Consider the following 19,465-nt stretch of genomic DNA (forward strand, 5'->3'; position numbering starts at 1 on the left):
TGTGACGCAGGCAAGTATTATCCTGTCAAAACGGGCTGTAAAGCGGGTGAAAAATAGTCTGATTTATGTTTAATTTGTTTTTAAACATATGGTTACGTTTGCTTGTTGGCGGTTTTTCACCACCGTTTATCGACAGGGGGAATATTTTTTTGGCTGATACTGATATGGCCGAATGATATCAACCAGCCATTGTTTGCCGATGCTGCTGGCTTAGTTTGCGGTACTGCTGTGGCGACATGCCGACAAACTTGCTGAAGGTGTCATAAAAACGGCTGCTGGAACGGAATCCGGCGGTCAACGCAACGTCGAGAATGGTTTTATCGGTATCGCTAAGCAATGCGCGGACGTGATTGATCCGCATTGCCGTGATGTACTGCTTCAGGGTGAGTTGCATCACGCGTTGGAAAATCCCCATCGCGTAGTTGGCGTTGAGCTTCACGTGTTCCGCGACGTCGTTGATGGTGAGCGCCTGATCGTAGTTATCGGCAATAAAGCTCAGCATTTGGCTGACGTAAAACTGGGCGTGCCGCGACACGCTGTTTTTGTGGGTCCGCGAGGTTTTATTGACGAGTATAGGCTGCCAGCCGGAAAGGCTAAACCGCTTGAGCATCAGACCAATTTCATCAATGGCGAGCTGGCGAATTTGTTCGTTCGGGTTGTTCAGTTCCTGTTGCCAGCGCTGAACTTCAAAGGTGCTCAACTGCTGCGACGCCAGCGATTTGATGACCATTCCATGGGTAACATGGTTGATCAACTCGCGATCCAGCGGCCAGGAGAGGAAAAGGTGCATCGGTAAATTGAAGATAGCCATACTTTGGCAACTGCCCGGACGCGTGAGTTGATGCGGTGTGCAGGCCCAGAATAGCGTGATGTGTCCCTGTTTTATCTGTACGACTTCGTTGTTGATAAGGTACTCGACGTCACCATCAAACGGCACATTGATCTCCACCTGCCCATGCCAGTGGCTGGCTGGCATAGCATGCGGTGAGCGCAACTCGATATCCATCCGTTGATATTCTGAGTACAGCGATAGCGGGCTGCGGGTTTGTTCTTCATCGCTACTGCACATGTGCGGATCGGGAGGAAGAGGCGATGTCGGTAATGTACTCATGGTTGCTCCATTTCCTGAATTATCAGAATCATGTCATTTAACACGTATTAAGGCTGAGAATCAGGACACAAATTGGACCGTTACCATTGAGCATAGCGACATTTTGCGGCCACATACTCTGCTTTTTGGGTAATTTTGTCCCATAAACTCAGATCCAATAGGGTGCAGAGTGATGATCTGAGTTTATGGGAATGCTCAGCAGAGAAGTCGGAAGTTTTCAGCTATACGCTGTGCCACCATGACTGTGTTCACTAATGTTCTGGAGAGTCATGATGTCTGCACCCAAAATTACCTTTATCGGCGCCGGTTCCACGATTTTCGTCAAAAATATTCTTGGGGACGTCTTTCACCGCGATGCGCTTAAATCTGCGCATATCGCCTTGATGGATCTCGATCCTACGCGTCTGGAAGAGTCACACGTTGTTGTGCGCAAGTTGATGGATTCTGCGGGCGCGTCTGGACGAATCACCTGCTATACCGATCAAAAAGCAGCATTACAGGATGCTGATTTTGTGGTGGTCGCTTTCCAGATCGGCGGCTATGAACCCTGTACCGTCACCGATTTTACGGTGTGTAAACGCCATGGTCTGGAGCAGACGATTGCCGACACGCTGGGGCCGGGCGGCATTATGCGCGCGCTGCGCACCATTCCGCATTTATGGCAGATTTGTGAGGATATGACCGAAGTCTGTCCGCAGGCCACCATGCTTAACTACGTTAACCCGATGGCGATGAACATCTGGGCAATGTATGTGCGCTATCCGCATATTAAGCAGGTTGGGCTGTGTCATTCGGTGCAGGGGACGGCGGAGGAGTTGGCCCGCGATCTGAACATTGACCCTGCCTCTTTGCGCTATCGCAGTGCCGGGATCAACCATATGGCATTTTATCTGGAGCTGGAGCGCAAAACGGCGGACGGCGCCTATGTGAATCTCTACCCGGAGCTGCTGGCGGCCTATGAATCCGGTCAGGCGCCGAAACCGAATATTCACGGAAATACCCGTTGCCAGAACATTGTGCGCTATGAAATGTTCAAAAAACTGGGGTACTTCGTCACCGAATCGTCGGAGCACTTCGCCGAATATACGCCGTGGTTTATCAAACCGGGGCGTGAAGATCTGATTGAGCGCTATAAGGTGCCATTGGATGAATATCCAAAACGTTGTGTGGAACAGTTGGCGAACTGGAAAAAAGAGCTGGAAGAGTACAAAACGGCTGAGCGGATCGACATTAAACCGTCGCGCGAATATGCCAGCACTATCATGAACGCTATCTGGACCGGTGAACCGAGCGTCGTGTATGGCAACGTTCGCAATGACAATCTGATCGATAACCTGCCGCAAGGTTGCTGTGTTGAAGTCGCTTGTCTGGTTGATGCGAATGGTATTCAGCCAACGAAAGTCGGAGCTCTCCCGTCACATTTGGCGGCTATGATGCAAACCAATATCAATGTTCAGACTCTGCTAACGGAAGCCATCCTGACGGAGAACCGCGATCGTGTTTATCACGCGGCGATGATGGATCCGCATACCGCCGCGGTACTGGGGATTGAAGAGATTTATGCGCTGGTGGACGACCTGATCGCGTCTCACGGCGACTGGCTGCCGGCCTGGCTGCACCGTTAATACACAATCACGCCGGGCAGAGCATCCGGCGTTTAACCTCTGACGTTTCCTCTTACAGAAGGCGGGCGCTGGTAACAGCGACCCGATACCCTATGAGCATCTCTCTGACAACAAAACTCAGTTACGGATTTGGAGCGTTCGGTAAGGATTTCGCTATCGGTATCGTGTACATGTACCTGATGTATTACTACACCGACGTGGTGGGATTATCGGTGGGCGTCGTCGGAACCTTGTTCCTAGTGGCAAAAATATGGAACGCGTTTAACGATCCGGTGATGGGGTGGATAGTGAATGCCACCCGGTCGCGTTGGGGAAAATTTAAACCCTGGATCTTACTCGGTACGCTGGCGAACTCGTTGGTGCTGTTTTTGCTTTTTAGCGCACATCTGTTTGAGGGTACTGCGCAGGTCGTATTTGTTTGTGTGACGTACATATTGTGGGGGATGACCTACACCATTATGGATATTCCATTCTGGTCGCTGGTCCCCACGATTACGCTGGATAAACGCGAACGTGAACAACTGGTGCCGTTCCCTCGTTTTTTTGCCAGCCTTGCAGGGTTTGTCACCGCGGGCGTGACGCTACCCTTTGTAAACTATGTTGGCGGCGCGGATCGCGGGTTCGGTTTTCAGATGTTTACGCTGGTGCTGATCGCATTTTTTATTGTTTCTACCCTCGTAACCTTGCGCAATGTGCATGAAGTGTATTCCTCTGACAGCGAAGCTACCGCAGACAGCACCCGGCTGACGCTGAAATCAATCCTTGCGCTTATCTACAAAAACGATCAGCTTTCCTGCCTGCTGGGGATGGCGCTGGCTTACAACGTGGCGTCCAATATCATTACAGGTTTTGCGATTTACTACTTCACCTACGTGGTGGGTGATGCTGACCTTTTCCCATACTACCTCTCCTATGCCGGAGCAGCTAACTTGCTGACATTGATTCTCTTTCCCCGTCTGTCAAAGGCGCTTTCTCGCCGGGTACTGTGGGCTGGCGCTTCGGTTATGCCAGTTCTCAGCGCAGGCGTATTGCTGATTATGGCTCTGGGGGCATTCCACAATACTTTCCTGATTGTTACCGCAGGGATCCTTCTGAACATTGGTACGGCGCTGTTCTGGGTACTGCAGGTGATTATGGTGGCGGACACCGTAGATTACGGTGAATACAAGTTTAACGTCCGCTGCGAGAGTATTGCCTATGCCGTGCAGACAATGGTGGTCAAAGGTGGCTCGGCGTTTTCCGCTTTCTTTATTGCGGTGGTGCTGGGATTGATTGGTTATGTTCCGAATGCGACGCAATCTGCTGAGACCATCCTCGGCATGCAGTTCATCATGATCGCGCTGCCCACGCTTTTTTTCGTTGTGACACTGGTGCTCTATTTCCGTTACTACCGGTTGAATGGCGATATGCTGCGTAAGATTCAGATCCACCTGCTGGATAAGTACCGAAAAGTGCCGTCGCCCGTCAAACAGTCGAATACTCCGGAGATTCCGGTGGTAGTGGCCAGCGATGTGAAGGCCTAGCTATGGAGTGGCATTCCTGGATTGGCTATCTGGCGGCAACGCTGACGACGCTCTCTTTTTTGCCGCAGGCGATTAAGGTTATTACCACCCGCAACACCCAGGGTATCTCCGGTTTAATGTATGTGATGTTTGTGTGCGGGCTGGTGTTGTGGCTGGCTTATGGGTTATTGATTGAAGATACCGCTGTCAGCATGGCGAACTTTCTGACACTGTTGTTCGCCTTGCCGATTCTGGTTATCAAGTATCGCAGTAGGTAGCGCAGATTGCCGGAGAAGCGTTAGCGCTCTCCGGCCGTTTTCAACTGCCGATTGTGCCAGCCCGCCAACGCGAGGATCGTTGTTAACGCGCCGAGCAGGGCGCAGAACATGTCCGACTGGGTATCCCACGGGTCACCCTGCGTGCCAAGGAAGTCTTCCGCACCTTGTCCCATTGCCAGCGCTGCCCACCACTCGATCAGTTCATACATTGCGCTAATCGCCAGTGCTACGCAGCAGACTAAAAATGCCAGCATCTTACGACCACGGACAATATTGCCGCGCACTAAAATCTCTCTTGCCGTCAGGGCTGGTACCAGCCCCTGGAAGAAGTGACCCAACTTGTCATAGGGGTTACGACTGAGATCCAGCCATTCCTGAACCTGAAAACCGACGGGAACTTTGGCGTAGGTATACATCCCGCCTACCATCAGAATGATGGCGTGCAAGAAAATCAACGTATAAAGCAGCGGCGTCAATGGGTACTGCTTCATGGTAGCCAGCAACAGCGGGACGACAATAATGACCGGCGTGACTTCCATCAGCCAGGTGATTTTCTCCGAGGCAGAGATACCGGTGTAGATAAGGATCAGCGCCAGGAACACTGCGCCAGTGTGCAAGATTGTGGGGTTCAGAGTGCGGAGCATTGCGAATTCACACGTAATGGAAAAGGTCACTATTCCCTGTGAACGGCAAAAATTCAATACCAGTAAATGGGGGGATAAAGTTGGCCCGGGGGGATCGCTGGACTGACGCCAAAAATTTAGTGCCAGTCCAGTGCCGGGCCGAATGGGTTACTTCGCGCAGTTAGCGCATTGTTTGCTGACGATTTGCTGGAAGAAATCGTTGCCTTTGTCATCGACCAGGATGAAAGCAGGGAAATCTTCTACTTCGATTTTCCAGATAGCTTCCATTCCCAGCTCCGGGTATTCCACGCATTCCAGATGCTTAATGCTCTGCTGCGCCAGTACCGCTGCCGGACCACCGATGCTGCCTAAGTAGAAGCCGCCGTGTTTGTGGCAGGCGTCAGTCACTTGCTGACTGCGGTTACCTTTCGCCAACATGATCATGCTGCCGCCGTGAGACTGCAACAGGTCAACGTAGGAGTCCATACGACCCGCGGTGGTTGGGCCTAAAGAACCGGACGGATAGCCAGCAGGCGTTTTGGCCGGACCCGCGTAGTAGATCGGATGATCTTTCACGTACTGCGGTAAACCTTCGCCGGACTCAATACGTTCTTTTAACTTCGCGTGGGCAATGTCACGACCGACAATGATAGTACCGCTCAGTGACAGACGAGTAGAAACCGGGTACTGAGAGAGCTGAGCGAGGATCTCTTTCATCGGGCGGTTAAGGTCAACTTTAACCACTTCACCTTCACCCGCCTGGCGCAGAGATTCCGGAATGTACTGACCTGGGTTATGTTCCAGTTTTTCAATCCAGATCCCTTCGCGGTTAATCTTGGCTTTAATATTACGGTCTGCGGAGCAAGAAACGCCCATACCAACTGGGCAGGATGCGCCGTGGCGAGGCAGGCGGATCACGCGGATATCATGTGCGAAGTATTTCCCGCCAAACTGAGCGCCAAGGCCGAGTTTCTGTGCCTCGATCAGCAGTTCCTGTTCTAGTTGCAGATCGCGGAACGCCTGGCCGTGAGCATTACCTTCAGTCGGCAGCGCGTCATAGTAGTGTGTGCTGGCCAATTTCACCGTTTTAAGGGTACTTTCCGCTGACGTCCCGCCAATGACGAATGCGATGTGGTACGGCGGGCAAGCTGCAGTACCCAGCGTGCGCATTTTCTCAACCAGGAAGTTTTTCAGTTTGCCGGGGGTCAGCAGCGCTTTGGTTTCCTGATACAGATAGGTTTTGTTGGCTGAGCCGCCGCCTTTGGCCACGCAAAGGAATTTGTATTCGTCACCGTCCACGCTGTACAGATCGATTTGTGCGGGCAGGTTGGTGCCAGTATTCACTTCTTTGTACATATCCAGCGCCGCGTTTTGCGAGTAGCGCAGGTTATCTTCAATATAGGTATTAAATACGCCTTTGGAGAGGGCCGCTTCATCGCCGCCGCCGGTCCAAACGCGCTGACCTTTTTTACCCATGATAATTGCCGTACCGGTGTCCTGGCAGGTTGGCAACACGCCTTTGGCGGCGATTTCGGAGTTTCTCAGGAACTGCAGCGCCACGTACTTATCGTTTTCGCTGGCTTCGGGATCATGGAGAATTGAGGCGACTTGCTGCTGGTGTTCTGGGCGGAGCATGAAGGAGGCATCGTGGAAGGCTTGTTGGGCCAGTAGCGTAAGTGCTTCAGGAGCTACTTTCAGGATTGTTTCGCCTTCAAACTCGCCGACACTGACGTGATCGGATGTCAGCAGGTAGTACTCAGTTTTGTCTTCCCCCAGTGGGAAAGCCGCCTGGTAAGTGAATTCAACTTTTGACATTTGCTTCCAGCCTTTTCATTTTTCTCAGGAATTTTAAAATTCTCTGTGTCTTAATGGTGGCGTGCCGTACCAACGCGGACGGCACGCGAACTGTGATTACAGGAAACCGTACATTGCGGCGAAGATCCAACCAAAGACACAGGATACGCTTACGCCGATCAAACCAGGCAGAATGAAGCTGTGGTTGATAACGAAGCGGCCGATGTGGGTGGTGCCAGAGCGGTCAAACTGAATAGCCGCCAGGTCGCTCGGGTAGGTCGGCAGAATGTAGTAACCGTAACATGCCGGAGCGGAAGCCACGATGTACGCTGGATCAACCCCGATTGCCAGTGCGACCGGAACAATCGCTGCCAGCGCTGCTGCCTGGGAGTTTACAAATTTGGATACCAGCAGCAGAACAATTGCATAGGCCCACGGATACTCTTTCACCATATTGCCCAGCACACCTTCGATTTCTGTCATGTGCGCGCCGAACATTGTTTCGGCCATCCAGGCAATACCGTACACCGCCACAATCGCGATCATACCGGAACGGAAGACTTCGTTTTTAGATATTGAAGCGGGATTGGTCTTCGTCAGGATAATAATCAGCGCACCCGTCAGCAGCATGAACATCTGGATAACCAGTACCATTGACAGTGGTTTGCCGCTAAAGGTAGGGCGCAGCTCAGAGAACGCGCCGAGTACGGCAACAACGGCGATAGCGGCAAGGAAGATCCACATGGCCAGCCAGTTGCTTTTCGGCAGCTTTTTGTCTAACAGCGTGGCGGTATCGCCATACACATAGTTGTGGTTTTCAGGTACAGAAATGAACTTCTGGAACTCTTCATCTTTATCCAGATCTTTACCACGGAACCAACTGAAGATACCGATCGCCAGGATACCCAACAGGGTAGACGGGATGGTGATGCTGAGCAGGTCGAGGAATTCGAGATGCTTGCCTTCAAACGTTACGTTACCCAGCATTGCCACCAGTGACACAACGGCTACAGAAACCGGGCTGGCGATAATACCCATCTGCGCACCGATGGAACTCGCCGCCATCGGACGTTCCGGGCGAATATTGTTCTTAATGGCAACGTCATAAATGATTGGCAGGATGGTGTATACCACGTGCCCTGTACCGCAGAGAATCGTCAGGGTGCAGGTAACGAAAGGTGCGACGATGGAAACATATTTTGGGTTACGGCGCAGCAGCTTTTCAGCGATTTGCAGCATAACGTCAAGACCGCCGGAGGCTTGTAAGGTTGCCGATGCGGCCACCACGGCAATAATAACCAGCATGACATCTACAGGTGGTTTACCCGGCTGGAGATGGAAAACGAAAACCAGAATGACCAGGCCGATACCGCCTAATAAACCCAACGCGATACCGCCCTTTCTGGCACCATAAAACAAACATATTAATATTATGAGAAGTTGTATACTAAATAACATTTTATTTACCCTCGCGAAAAACCCAGTCAATTTTTTGAAAAATGGATCTGTGCCACATTCTTTTTTGCCAGAATAAGCATCAAAAAATGGTCAGTATTCGATATGTCCGTATTTGCGATTAATGTTCAAATGTCTTGCTAGAATTTTTTTTAAAGTTATGGCGATATTTGGTTTTTTCTGTGGCTTTGATCAGAGGAGAGAATCCTCAGGCGATGGGAAGCAGAGCTGAACATGGAGAGCCGCGGTTGACGCTGTAATTTATCTATTTTGCGTTTTCCGCTATTACATGAACCACCGACAGAATGAGTGAGTGGGTTATTTATGTGATCACGGTCACGCCATTTCATGATGTGATGAAGTCGGCGTGCGGATACTTTTATTTGCTCACAAAAATGTACGGTGTCCATGGTACGTAGCATGGTCTCCATTGCTACCAGTCTAGATTTTGTATGTCTGGTTAATTTCAGACTAATCCTTTATGGGTAAAAATACACACTCTGCGAGTTAGATAATACTTAATTAACTTTTGTTAGCGATTTTGAAATTAAAAACAGTGTGATATTTGTCAATATTAAAATAATACATTTAACATGCCGGATACAAATATATTTGATCTAACGCAAATTTATAATTTTGCAGTGTCAGTTGGTGAAATAGGGATTTTTCATTATTTTAATAATTGTTACTTTCAAATAACAAATAATCCCAAGTGTATTTATTGGCAATATTGTTTAAGCAATGAATAGTGTTCAGCCTGCACGCGATAACGATAAACAGGTCTGCCGGTCACGCCATAATGGATGCTGGTAAATAAGATGTGACAATTGACGAGCCAGATAAGGTATTTACGGCAAGAGACGCGCGAGATATTGACCTCGTTAGCCAGCTCATCCGTGGAGAACTCCTGATCCTGGTGCTCATCAATCCACTGGCACAACGTGCGCAACGTTTGTGGCGTTAATCCTTTGGGTAAGCGCCGCGTTTCTTGTTCATTGGAGGAGCTGCCGTGAATCAACTGGTCAAGCTCAGACTGTTCATAGTACTGATGCTTTTCCATCTCAGTTTTTTTCTGTAGCCAGCCGGTGAGCGCCTCTTCAAACCGGGACGCCTGGAAAGGTTTGATCAAGTAGTCAACGACGCCGTAGTGAAGTGAATCTTTAATGGTGGTGGCATCGGCTGCAGAAGAGATGACGATGACATCGCACTTGCAACCTTCACTGTGCAGAACCGGTAGCAGGTCCAGACCGTTTTCTTTTTGCATATAAATATCTAGCAAAATCAGATCGATATGATGACCGCTATGGAAGATTATCTCTTTTGCTTTCTCCAGCGTGGAGGCTGTACCGCAGCAGTGAAAACCGGAGAGTTGCGCGACATAACGACGGTTTAATTCCGCTACCATTGCATCGTCATCGACAATTAAGACATTGATCATCTGCTGGCCCTCTCACCATTCCACGGTAACTGTACAAAAAATTGGGTGAAGATCCCAGGTTCAGACTCGACGGATATATTGCCGCCAACGTTTTCAACCTGTTGTTTAACAAGCGCTAAACCTACGCCCCGTTCGGTTCCTTTTGACGAAACGCCCTTCTCAAAGATGTGCTCAATGTTTTCGGGGGCGATCCCCGGACCATCGTCATTCACTTCGCAATGCAACCAGCCGTGTCGATAATGTAAGGATACGCTGATCTCACCACCAGGTTCTTGACCTAGCGCCTCCAGGGCGTTTTCAATCAGATTCCCCAGAACGGTAATCAGCACCGCCACCTGATCTTCGTTGTTATTTTCCGGTAGCTGGCTTTCATTGCTGATGACCAGGCTATGGCCTAAATCAGATGTGCGATTAATCTTACTGAGTAAAAATCCTGCGATCACCGGAGATTTTATTTTTCCTAACAGTGAGCCAATTTCTTCCTGATAATTGTTCGCGGTCTTTAGGATGTAATTTTCAAGCTGCTTATAACTTTTCAGATGCAATAATCCCAGAATCACGTGCAATTTATTCATGAATTCGTGGGATCGTTCACGAAGTGCATCGGCATAGTTGACCATACCGTCCAGGCGTTGCATTAACTTTCGGACTTCAGTCTTATCTCTGAAGGTTGAAATGGCGCCGATGATTTTACCGTTGCTGAGTACCGGGACCGTGTTAATTAAGAGTAGCCGATCCTTCACCATGATCTCTTCATCGCGGCGCGGCGTTCCGTCATGTAGTACCTGTGAAAAATCGACCACCTGTGACCACGCATGGCTGAGCGTGGAGAGCTGGGCATCATCTTGTGATTTGTGATAATCCAGCAGCTCCTGCGCAGCTTGGTTAATCAGCGTCACTTCACCGCACTCGTCAACGGCAATGACACCTTCCTTTATAGAGTGCAGCATTGCCTGGCGTTGTTCGAACAGATTGGAGATTTCATAAGGTTCCAGACCAAACAGAATGCGCTTGAGGACCTTAACGAATATCCATGTGCCGAGCAGCCCAACCAGCACGCCAAATAAGATTGACCAGATGATGCTGCCGCGGCTGTTATTGATCTGTTCAGCAACTCTGCTTAGCTCAAGACCGATCGCTACCACGCCAATTTGCTGGTGATGTTCGTCATATATAGGGGTGAATACCCGCAGGGCTTTAGCCAGAAACCCGCGATTAATGGCGACATTCTCTTTACCTTGCAGGGCCAGCAAAATGTCATCGCCTTTAAATGGCTGGCCGATTCGCTGTGCTTCGGGATGGGAGTAACGAATGCTTTGCATATCGGTGACGACGATGAACAAAAAATCGTTGCTCTTATTCACCGCCTGGGCAATCGCCTGAATACCGCTTTCCTCGGGCTTTTTCATTAGTCCCTGGCGGATCTCCGGAGAGTTGGCCAACGTTCGCGCGACGGCAAGCGCTTTACTCGCTAACGCATCGCGCGTCATGTTGCTAATTTGCGAGAAATAAATCAGATGAACGACAAGCAGCACGGAGAAGAGAACTGCACTAACCATGAGGATCACGGTGGTGCCAAGCTTCATCGGGCGTTTGCGTATAGCAGTACGTTGCAGTGAGTGTCTCATCACGGTCCTGGAATCACGGTTTGTGCGGGTATTATCGCCTGATGGGGGGCGTAATTCAAAGGTGGTAGGGATTGTGGAGCTTAAGTTGTCAGCCCTTCTTCTTTATATAGCGTAGAGTGAATTTCTTTCTATATAGAAGTTTTCATACCGGTTCTCTCCTTTTTCAGGGACGCTGACAGATAATTTGCTTACGATTGTGGATAACTCTGTGCGTAAATGGGTATAAGGCGGGGTTTTGCTGTGGAATGCAGCAGTCAGTCATTTTTCTGTCATTTAAGGGTTGCGGGCCACAGGAAACTCCCTATAATGCGCCTCCATCGACACGGCGGATGTGAATCACTTCACACAAACAGCCGGTTCGGTTGAAGAGAAAAACCTGAAAATGAGGGTTGACTCTGAAAGAGGAAAGCGTAATATACGCCACCTCGCGACAGAGCGCTAAAGCGCGTCGCAACTGCTCTTTAACAATTTATCAGACAATCTGTGTGGGCACTCGAAGATACGGATTCTTAACGTCGCAAGACGAAAAATGAATACCAAGTCTCTGAGTGAACATACGTAATTCATTACGAAGTTTAATTCACGAGCATCAAACTTAAATTGAAGAGTTTGATCATGGCTCAGATTGAACGCTGGCGGCAGGCCTAACACATGCAAGTCGAACGGTAGCACAGAGGAGCTTGCTCCTTGGGTGACGAGTGGCGGACGGGTGAGTAATGTCTGGGAAACTGCCCGATGGAGGGGGATAACTACTGGAAACGGTAGCTAATACCGCATAACGTCGCAAGACCAAAGAGGGGGACCTTCGGGCCTCTTGCCATCGGATGTGCCCAGATGGGATTAGCTAGTAGGTGGGGTAACGGCTCACCTAGGCGACGATCCCTAGCTGGTCTGAGAGGATGACCAGCCACACTGGAACTGAGACACGGTCCAGACTCCTACGGGAGGCAGCAGTGGGGAATATTGCACAATGGGCGCAAGCCTGATGCAGCCATGCCGCGTGTATGAAGAAGGCCTTCGGGTTGTAAAGTACTTTCAGCGAGGAGGAAGGCGTTGTGGTTAATAACCGCAGCGATTGACGTTACTCGCAGAAGAAGCACCGGCTAACTCCGTGCCAGCAGCCGCGGTAATACGGAGGGTGCAAGCGTTAATCGGAATTACTGGGCGTAAAGCGCACGCAGGCGGTCTGTCAAGTCGGATGTGAAATCCCCGGGCTCAACCTGGGAACTGCATCCGAAACTGGCAGGCTAGAGTCTTGTAGAGGGGGGTAGAATTCCAGGTGTAGCGGTGAAATGCGTAGAGATCTGGAGGAATACCGGTGGCGAAGGCGGCCCCCTGGACAAAGACTGACGCTCAGGTGCGAAAGCGTGGGGAGCAAACAGGATTAGATACCCTGGTAGTCCACGCCGTAAACGATGTCGACTTGGAGGTTGTGCCCTTGAGGCGTGGCTTCCGGAGCTAACGCGTTAAGTCGACCGCCTGGGGAGTACGGCCGCAAGGTTAAAACTCAAATGAATTGACGGGGGCCCGCACAAGCGGTGGAGCATGTGGTTTAATTCGATGCAACGCGAAGAACCTTACCTACTCTTGACATCCACGGAACTTGCCAGAGATGGCTTGGTGCCTTCGGGAACCGTGAGACAGGTGCTGCATGGCTGTCGTCAGCTCGTGTTGTGAAATGTTGGGTTAAGTCCCGCAACGAGCGCAACCCTTATCCTTTGTTGCCAGCGGTCCGGCCGGGAACTCAAAGGAGACTGCCAGTGATAAACTGGAGGAAGGTGGGGATGACGTCAAGTCATCATGGCCCTTACGAGTAGGGCTACACACGTGCTACAATGGCATATACAAAGAGAAGCGACCTCGCGAGAGCAAGCGGACCTCATAAAGTATGTCGTAGTCCGGATTGGAGTCTGCAACTCGACTCCATGAAGTCGGAATCGCTAGTAATCGTGGATCAGAATGCCACGGTGAATACGTTCCCGGGCCTTGTACACACCGCCCGTCACACCATGGGAGTGGGTTGCAAAAGAAGTAGGTAGCTTAACCTTCGGGAGGGCGCTTACCACTTTGTGATTCATGACTGGGGTGAAGTCGTAACAAGGTAACCGTAGGGGAACCTGCGGTTGGATCACCTCCTTACCTTAAAGAACCTGCCTTTGTAGTGCTCACACAGATTGTCTGATGAAAAGTAAATAGCAAGGCGTCTTGCGATTGAGACTTCAGTGTCCCCTTCGTCTAGAGGCCCAGGACACCGCCCTTTCACGGCGGTAACAGGGGTTCGAATCCCCTAGGGGACGCCACTTGCTGGTATGTGTGAGTGAAAGTCGCCGACCCCAATATCTCAAAACTTACCTTCGGGTGACGTTTGAGATATTTGCTCTTTAAAAATCTGGATCAAGCTGAAAATTGAAACGACACACTGTGTCTGTTCTCCGTAATAAGAACAGATAAATGGTGTGTTCGAGTCTCTCAAATTTTTGCAAGTCGATGATGAATCGAAAGAAACATCTTCGGGTTGTGAGGTTAAGCGACTAAGCGTACACGGTGGATGCCCTGGCAGTCAGAGGCGATGAAGGACGTGCTAATCTGCGATAAGCGTCGGTAAGGTGATATGAACCGTTATAACCGGCGATTTCCGAATGGGGAAACCCAGTGTGATTCGTCACACTATCATTACGTGAATACATAGCGTAATGAAGCGAACCGGGGGAACTGAAACATCTAAGTACCCCGAGGAAAAGAAATCAACCGAGATTCCCCCAGTAGCGGCGAGCGAACGGGGAGCAGCCCAGAGTCTGAATCAGCTTGTGTGTTAGTGGAACGGTCTGGAAAGTCCGACGGTACAGGGTGATAGTCCCGTACACCAAAATGCACAGGTTGTGAACTCGAAGAGTAGGGCGGGACACGTGGTATCCTGTCTGAATATGGGGGGACCATCCTCCAAGGCTAAATACTCCTGACTGACCGATAGTGAACCAGTACCGTGAGGGAAAGGCGAAAAGAACCCCGGCGAGGGGAGTGAAAAAGAACCTGAAACCGTGTACGTACAAGCAGTGGGAGCACCCTTTGGGGTGTGACTGCGTACCTTTTGTATAATGGGTCAGCGACTTATATTCTGTAGCAAGGTTAACCGTATAGGGGAGCCGAAGGGAAACCGAGTCTTAACTGGGCGTTAAGTTGCAGGGTATAGACCCGAAACCCGGTGATCTAGCCATGGGCAGGTTGAAGGTTGGGTAACACTAACTGGAGGACCGAACCGACTAATGTTGAAAAATTAGCGGATGACTTGTGGCTGGGGGTGAAAGGCCAATCAAACCGGGAGATAGCTGGTTCTCCCCGAAAGCTATTTAGGTAGCGCCTCGTGAACTCATCTTCGGGGGTAGAGCACTGTTTCGGCTAGGGGGTCATCCCGACTTACCAACCCGATGCAAACTGCGAATACCGAAGAATGTTATCACGGGAGACACACGGCGGGTGCTAACGTCCGTCGTGAAGAGGGAAACAACCCAGACCGCCAGCTAAGGTCCCAAAGTCATGGTTAAGTGGGAAACGATGTGGGAAGGCACAGACAGCCAGGATGTTGGCTTAGAAGCAGCCATCATTTAAAGAAAGCGTAATAGCTCACTGGTCGAGTCGGCCTGCGCGGAAGATGTAACGGGGCTAAACCATGCACCGAAGCTGCGGCAGCGACACTATGTGTTGTTGGGTAGGGGAGCGTTCTGTAAGCCGTTGAAGGTGTACTGTGAGGTATGCTGGAGGTATCAGAAGTGCGAATGCTGACATAAGTAACGATAATGCGGGTGAAAAACCCGCACGCCGGAAGACCAAGGGTTCCTGTCCAACGTTAATCGGGGCAGGGTGAGTCGACCCCTAAGGCGAGGCCGAAAGGCGTAGTCGATGGGAAACAGGTTAATATTCCTGTACTTGGTGTTACTGCGAAGGGGGGACGGAGAAGGCTATGTTAGCCGGGCGACGGTTGTCCCGGTTTAAGCATGTAGGCGGAGGTTCCAGGTAAATCCGGTACCTTTTTAACGCTGAGGTGTGATGACGAGGCACTACGGTGCTGAAGTAACAAATGCCCTGCTTCCAGGAAAAGCCTCTAAGCATCAGGTAACACGAAATCGTACCCCAAACCGACACAGGTGGTCAGGTAGAGAATACCAAGGCGCTTGAGAGAACTCGGGTGAAGGAACTAGGCAAAATGGTGCCGTAACTTCGGGAGAAGGCACGCTGATATGTAGGTGAAGCGGTTTACCCGTGGAGCTGAAATCAGTCGAAGATACCAGCTGGCTGCAACTGTTTATTAAAAACACAGCACTGTGCAAACACGAAAGTGGACGTATACGGTGTGACGCCTGCCCGGTGCCGGAAGGTTAATTGATGGGGTTATCCGTAAGGAGAAGCTCTTGATCGAAGCCCCGGTAAACGGCGGCCGTAACTATAACGGTCCTAAGGTAGCGAAATTCCTTGTCGGGTAAGTTCCGACCTGCACGAATGGCGTAATGATGGCCAGGCTGTCTCCACCCGAGACTCAGTGAAATTGAACTCGCTGTGAAGATGCAGTGTACCCGCGGCAAGACGGAAAGACCCCGTGAACCTTTACTATAGCTTGACACTGAACACTGGTCCTTGATGTGTAGGATAGGTGGGAGGCTTTGAAGTGTGGACGCCAGTCTGCATGGAGCCATCCTTGAAATACCACCCTTTAATGGCTGGTGTTCTAACGTGGACCCGTGATCCGGGTTGCGGACAGTGTCTGGTGGGTAGTTTGACTGGGGCGGTCTCCTCCTAAAGAGTAACGGAGGAGCACGAAGGTTAGCTAATCCTGGTCGGACATCAGGAGGTTAGTGCAAAGGCATAAGCTAGCTTGACTGCGAGAGTGACGGCTCGAGCAGGTGCGAAAGCAGGTCTTAGTGATCCGGTGGTTCTGAATGGAAGGGCCATCGCTCAACGGATAAAAGGTACTCCGGGGATAACAGGCTGATACCGCCCAAGAGTTCATATCGACGGCGGTGTTTGGCACCTCGATGTCGGCTCATCACATCCTGGGGCTGAAGTAGGTCCCAAGGGTATGGCTGTTCGCCATTTAAAGTGGTACGCGAGCTGGGTTTAGAACGTCGTGAGACAGTTCGGTCCCTATCTGCCGTGGGCGCTGGAGAATTGAGGGGGGCTGCTCCTAGTACGAGAGGACCGGAGTGGACGCATCACTGGTGTTCGGGTTGTCATGCCAATGGCATTGCCCGGTAGCTAAATGCGGAAGAGATAAGTGCTGAAAGCATCTAAGCACGAAACTTGCCCCGAGATGAGTTCTCCCTGAGACTTTAAGTCTCCTGAAGGAACGTTGAAGACGACGACGTTGATAGGTCGGGTGTGTAAGCGTAGCGATACGTTGAGCTAACCGATACTAATGAACCGTGAGGCTTAACCTTACAACGCCGAAGATGTTTTGGCGAAGAGACGACATTCAGCTTGATACAGATTACATTAACCGGCGAAAAGCGGGTTAATAACAGAATTTGCCTGGCGGCTGTAGCGCGGTGGTCCCACCTGACCCCATGCCGAACTCAGAAGTGAAACGCCGTAGCGCCGATGGTAGTGTGGGGTCTCCCCATGCGAGAGTAGGGAACTGCCAGGCATCAAATAAAAGCGAAAGGCCCGGTCGAAAGACCGGGCCTTTTGTTTTATCTGTGGTCTGTCGGTGAGCGCTCTCCTGAGGAGGACAAATCCGCCGGGAGCGGATTTGAACGTTGCGCAGCAACGGCCCGGAGGGTGGCGGGCAGGACGCCCGCCATAAACTGCCAGGCATCAAATAAAGTGAAAAAGCCCATCCTGACGGATGGGCTTTTTTGCGTGTGTGCGGGGTAAAAAACGCCGGGCTGAACGTATTGTGCAGGCCTGATAAGCGCAGCGCATCACGCACATCGCAGCACCATCGGGTGCAAAGCAATATCCTGAGCCTCCATAACACAAGCCATCCTGCGGTATATGCGATAAACACCCAATCTGAATTATCTGTATTGCCTCCCGAAAATATCAGGATCTCCTGCGACAGTTACGTGTACCTTTATCTATTAGTAAGGGTCAATCCGGAGAATAAAGTGTTCGGAAAAATGGTATTAAACTACATGCCGGGTCTAAAAAATTTATTAGCGTACGATAAAAGCTGGCTAAAACATGATGTTAAAGCCGGGTTATCCGTTGCTGCCGTAGCACTACCGGTTGCGATTGCTTACGCTGAGTTGGCGGGAGTCGGGGCTATCGTCGGGTTATATTCCTGCGTTTTGCCAATGCTAGCTTATGCACTGTTTGGTTCTTCCCGCCAATTGATTGTTGGCCCTGATGCCACGACCTGCGCGGTAATTGCGGCAGTTGTGGTTCCTCTTTCTGCCGGAAATCCAGAACTCCACTGGCAGTTAACAATCGTCATGACCGTGATGATGGGAGGATGGTGTCTACTTGCCAGTAAGTTTCGCCTGGGTGCGCTTGCTGATCTGCTTTCTCATCCCATTCTAACGGGACTGCTTAATGGCGTTGCCGTGACGATTATTGTCGGGCAACTCGGTAAGGTGCTGGGGATTACGCTTGATGAAGAGCAAGTGATAGAGAAGATTATTGCCCTGCCAGGCCGACTCTCGGAAATTCATTTATTAACCTTAGGGATCTCCATCCTAACGTTAGCGATTTTAATAGCTATCAAAACGTTTCGTAGCCAATGGCCAGCACCGTTGATTGCAATTGTGATAACAACGGCGCTGGTATGGATCACATCTGCACAGCAGTATGGTATTGCCACTATTGGGGGATCGGGCTTCCAGTCTGGTTTGCCTGTTGTTCACTGGGGCTCATTTCAGCCTGGTCTGGCACGTGATTTATTGATCCCTGCGCTGAACCTGGCATTAGTCAGTTTTGTTAGCCTGATGCTAACCGCTCGCAGTTTTGCCGCGAAAAATGGATACGAAATAAATGCTGATGCTGAGTTCAGGGCTTTGGGTGTTGCGAATCTGATGTCTGGCTTATCTCAGGGGTTTGCGATTAGCGGAGCCGATTCCCGGACTGCGGTAAATGACTCCACCGGAGGGAAAAGTCAGCTGGTTTCCGTTGTTGCAGCCTTAATCATCGGAATTGTCGTGGTATTTTTCACGCAGCCATTACCATTTATTCCGGTATCTGCATTAGGCATTGTTCTAATTTATGCATCGTGGTCATTGATTGATTTACGCGGACTCTGGAATCTGAGGCGAAGAAATAAACCCGCATTTCGCCTGGCGTTCTTCACCTTTGGCTGTGTTCTGATTATTGGTGTTATTCAGGGGATCGGCCTTGCGGTATTGCTGGGTCTGTTGCAGTTCCTGCGCACAGTTTTTCGTCCTACTGAACACTTATTAGGAATTGACGAAAATGGGATGATTCACTCATTAGGTAATTCAACTGATGTGAAAATGATCCCTGGCGTGTTGATGTACCGATTTAACTCACCGCTGACCTATTTTAATGTGGCCTATTTTAAGCGCCGCGTTTTGAATTTAGTCGATGGTGCAGTACTACAACCTAAATGGGTGGTCATTGACGCCGTTTCTTGCTTTACCTATTCAGATATCAGCGTCCTGGCAACCATTAATGAGTTAAAACGGGACCTGAAGGGGCGGCAGATTAAGTTAATTCTTGCGGGCCGGAAAACGGAGTTAACACGCTGGTTTAAAGAGAGTCGACCGACAATGAAAGACGACGACATGATTCTGGCACCAGACCTTTATTTGGCGCTGCGGTTTATTCAAAGCAAAGAAAGCATGAGTGAGGGTGAATCTGGCGTTGTTGAATAAAGCAGATTTAGGTAAATGATCAGGCTGAATGGAAGGCGCTGAGGACGGGTTTTTCGTCCAGCAGGACCTGACATCGACCAGAACCCCATGTTGCTAAAGGGGGGATCAGCATCCGCCCGGGGACGGTGAGTTCCCCGGCAGAGCATTGATATCGGCAAGCTACCTGAAATATAAGCAGTGTGACTGTTGTT

General features: G+C 50.4%; 10 protein-coding genes, 1 tRNA gene and 3 rRNA genes. 8 read left to right on the top strand and 6 right to left on the bottom strand.

What is annotated here, in order from left to right; all coding sequences use genetic code 11:
• Positions 1-178 precede the first annotated feature (178 nt).
• Entirely contained in the window at positions 179-1,111 is a 933-nt protein-coding gene (gene melR, locus WN16_RS05585; RefSeq protein ID WP_003841146.1) for a transcriptional regulator MelR, read from the bottom strand.
• Between the two features lie 269 nt (positions 1,112-1,380).
• Between melR and melA the strand changes: the two genes are divergently transcribed.
• The 3 genes from melA (at position 1,381) to WN16_RS05600 (ending at position 4,516) form a co-directional block, all read left to right on the top strand.
• Positions 1,381-2,736, top strand: coding sequence for an alpha-galactosidase (gene melA, locus WN16_RS05590; RefSeq protein ID WP_088169050.1), 1,356 nt, complete (start codon positions 1,381-1,383; stop codon positions 2,734-2,736).
• Positions 2,737-2,828: 92 nt separating this feature from the next.
• Complete coding sequence (gene melB, locus WN16_RS05595) at positions 2,829-4,259, top strand: melibiose:sodium transporter MelB (protein ID WP_032948355.1); 1,431 nt, start codon at positions 2,829-2,831, stop codon at positions 4,257-4,259.
• A 2-nt stretch (positions 4,260-4,261) separates the two neighbouring features.
• Positions 4,262-4,516: a SemiSWEET transporter gene (locus WN16_RS05600; RefSeq protein WP_003031867.1), complete on the top strand. Its 255-nt coding sequence runs from the start codon at positions 4,262-4,264 to the stop codon at positions 4,514-4,516.
• A 20-nt stretch (positions 4,517-4,536) separates the two neighbouring features.
• On the opposite strand, the gene WN16_RS05605 is transcribed toward WN16_RS05600, so the two are convergent.
• The 5 genes from WN16_RS05605 to WN16_RS05625 all read right to left on the bottom strand — a co-directional run bounded on the left by WN16_RS05605 (position 4,537) and on the right by WN16_RS05625 (position 11,454).
• Positions 4,537-5,160 (bottom strand): DUF2238 domain-containing protein, encoded by a 624-nt coding sequence (locus WN16_RS05605; protein ID WP_003031870.1) that lies wholly within the window; start codon positions 5,158-5,160, stop codon positions 4,537-4,539.
• Positions 5,161-5,307: 147 nt separating this feature from the next.
• Entirely contained in the window at positions 5,308-6,954 is a 1,647-nt protein-coding gene (gene fumA / locus WN16_RS05610) for a class I fumarate hydratase FumA (RefSeq protein WP_003031871.1), read from the bottom strand.
• A gap of 96 nt (positions 6,955-7,050) precedes the next feature.
• Positions 7,051-8,391 (bottom strand): anaerobic C4-dicarboxylate transporter DcuB, encoded by a 1,341-nt coding sequence (gene dcuB, locus WN16_RS05615; RefSeq protein ID WP_003031873.1) that lies wholly within the window; start codon positions 8,389-8,391, stop codon positions 7,051-7,053.
• Between the two features lie 715 nt (positions 8,392-9,106).
• Positions 9,107-9,826 (bottom strand): two-component system response regulator DcuR, encoded by a 720-nt coding sequence (gene dcuR, locus WN16_RS05620; RefSeq protein ID WP_003031875.1) that lies wholly within the window; start codon positions 9,824-9,826, stop codon positions 9,107-9,109.
• A complete protein-coding gene (locus WN16_RS05625; RefSeq protein WP_003031877.1) occupies positions 9,823-11,454 on the bottom strand; it encodes a sensor histidine kinase in 1,632 nt (543 codons plus the stop codon). The genes dcuR and WN16_RS05625 overlap by 4 nt, the downstream gene beginning before the upstream one ends.
• 597 nt (positions 11,455-12,051) lie before the next feature.
• Here WN16_RS05625 and WN16_RS05630 point away from each other — a divergent pair.
• The 5 genes from WN16_RS05630 to WN16_RS05650 all read left to right on the top strand — a co-directional run bounded on the left by WN16_RS05630 (position 12,052) and on the right by WN16_RS05650 (position 19,274).
• Positions 12,052-13,593: ribosomal RNA gene (locus tag WN16_RS05630) — 16S ribosomal RNA — on the top strand.
• 85 nt (positions 13,594-13,678) lie between these two features.
• Positions 13,679-13,754, top strand: a tRNA-Glu gene (locus tag WN16_RS05635).
• 221 nt (positions 13,755-13,975) lie between these two features.
• Positions 13,976-16,883 (top strand): 23S ribosomal RNA (locus WN16_RS05640).
• A 90-nt stretch (positions 16,884-16,973) separates the two neighbouring features.
• Positions 16,974-17,089: ribosomal RNA gene (rrf, locus tag WN16_RS05645) — 5S ribosomal RNA — on the top strand.
• Together the 16S, 23S and 5S rRNA genes with 1 tRNA gene alongside form the textbook arrangement of a ribosomal RNA operon.
• A gap of 463 nt (positions 17,090-17,552) precedes the next feature.
• Positions 17,553-19,274: a SulP family inorganic anion transporter gene (locus tag WN16_RS05650; RefSeq protein WP_003844994.1), complete on the top strand. Its 1,722-nt coding sequence runs from the start codon at positions 17,553-17,555 to the stop codon at positions 19,272-19,274.
• The last annotated feature ends 191 nt before the right edge of the window (positions 19,275-19,465 follow it).

The organism is Citrobacter sp. ABFQG (assembly GCF_004322975.1).
Lineage (GTDB): Bacteria > Pseudomonadota > Gammaproteobacteria > Enterobacterales > Enterobacteriaceae > Citrobacter > Citrobacter freundii.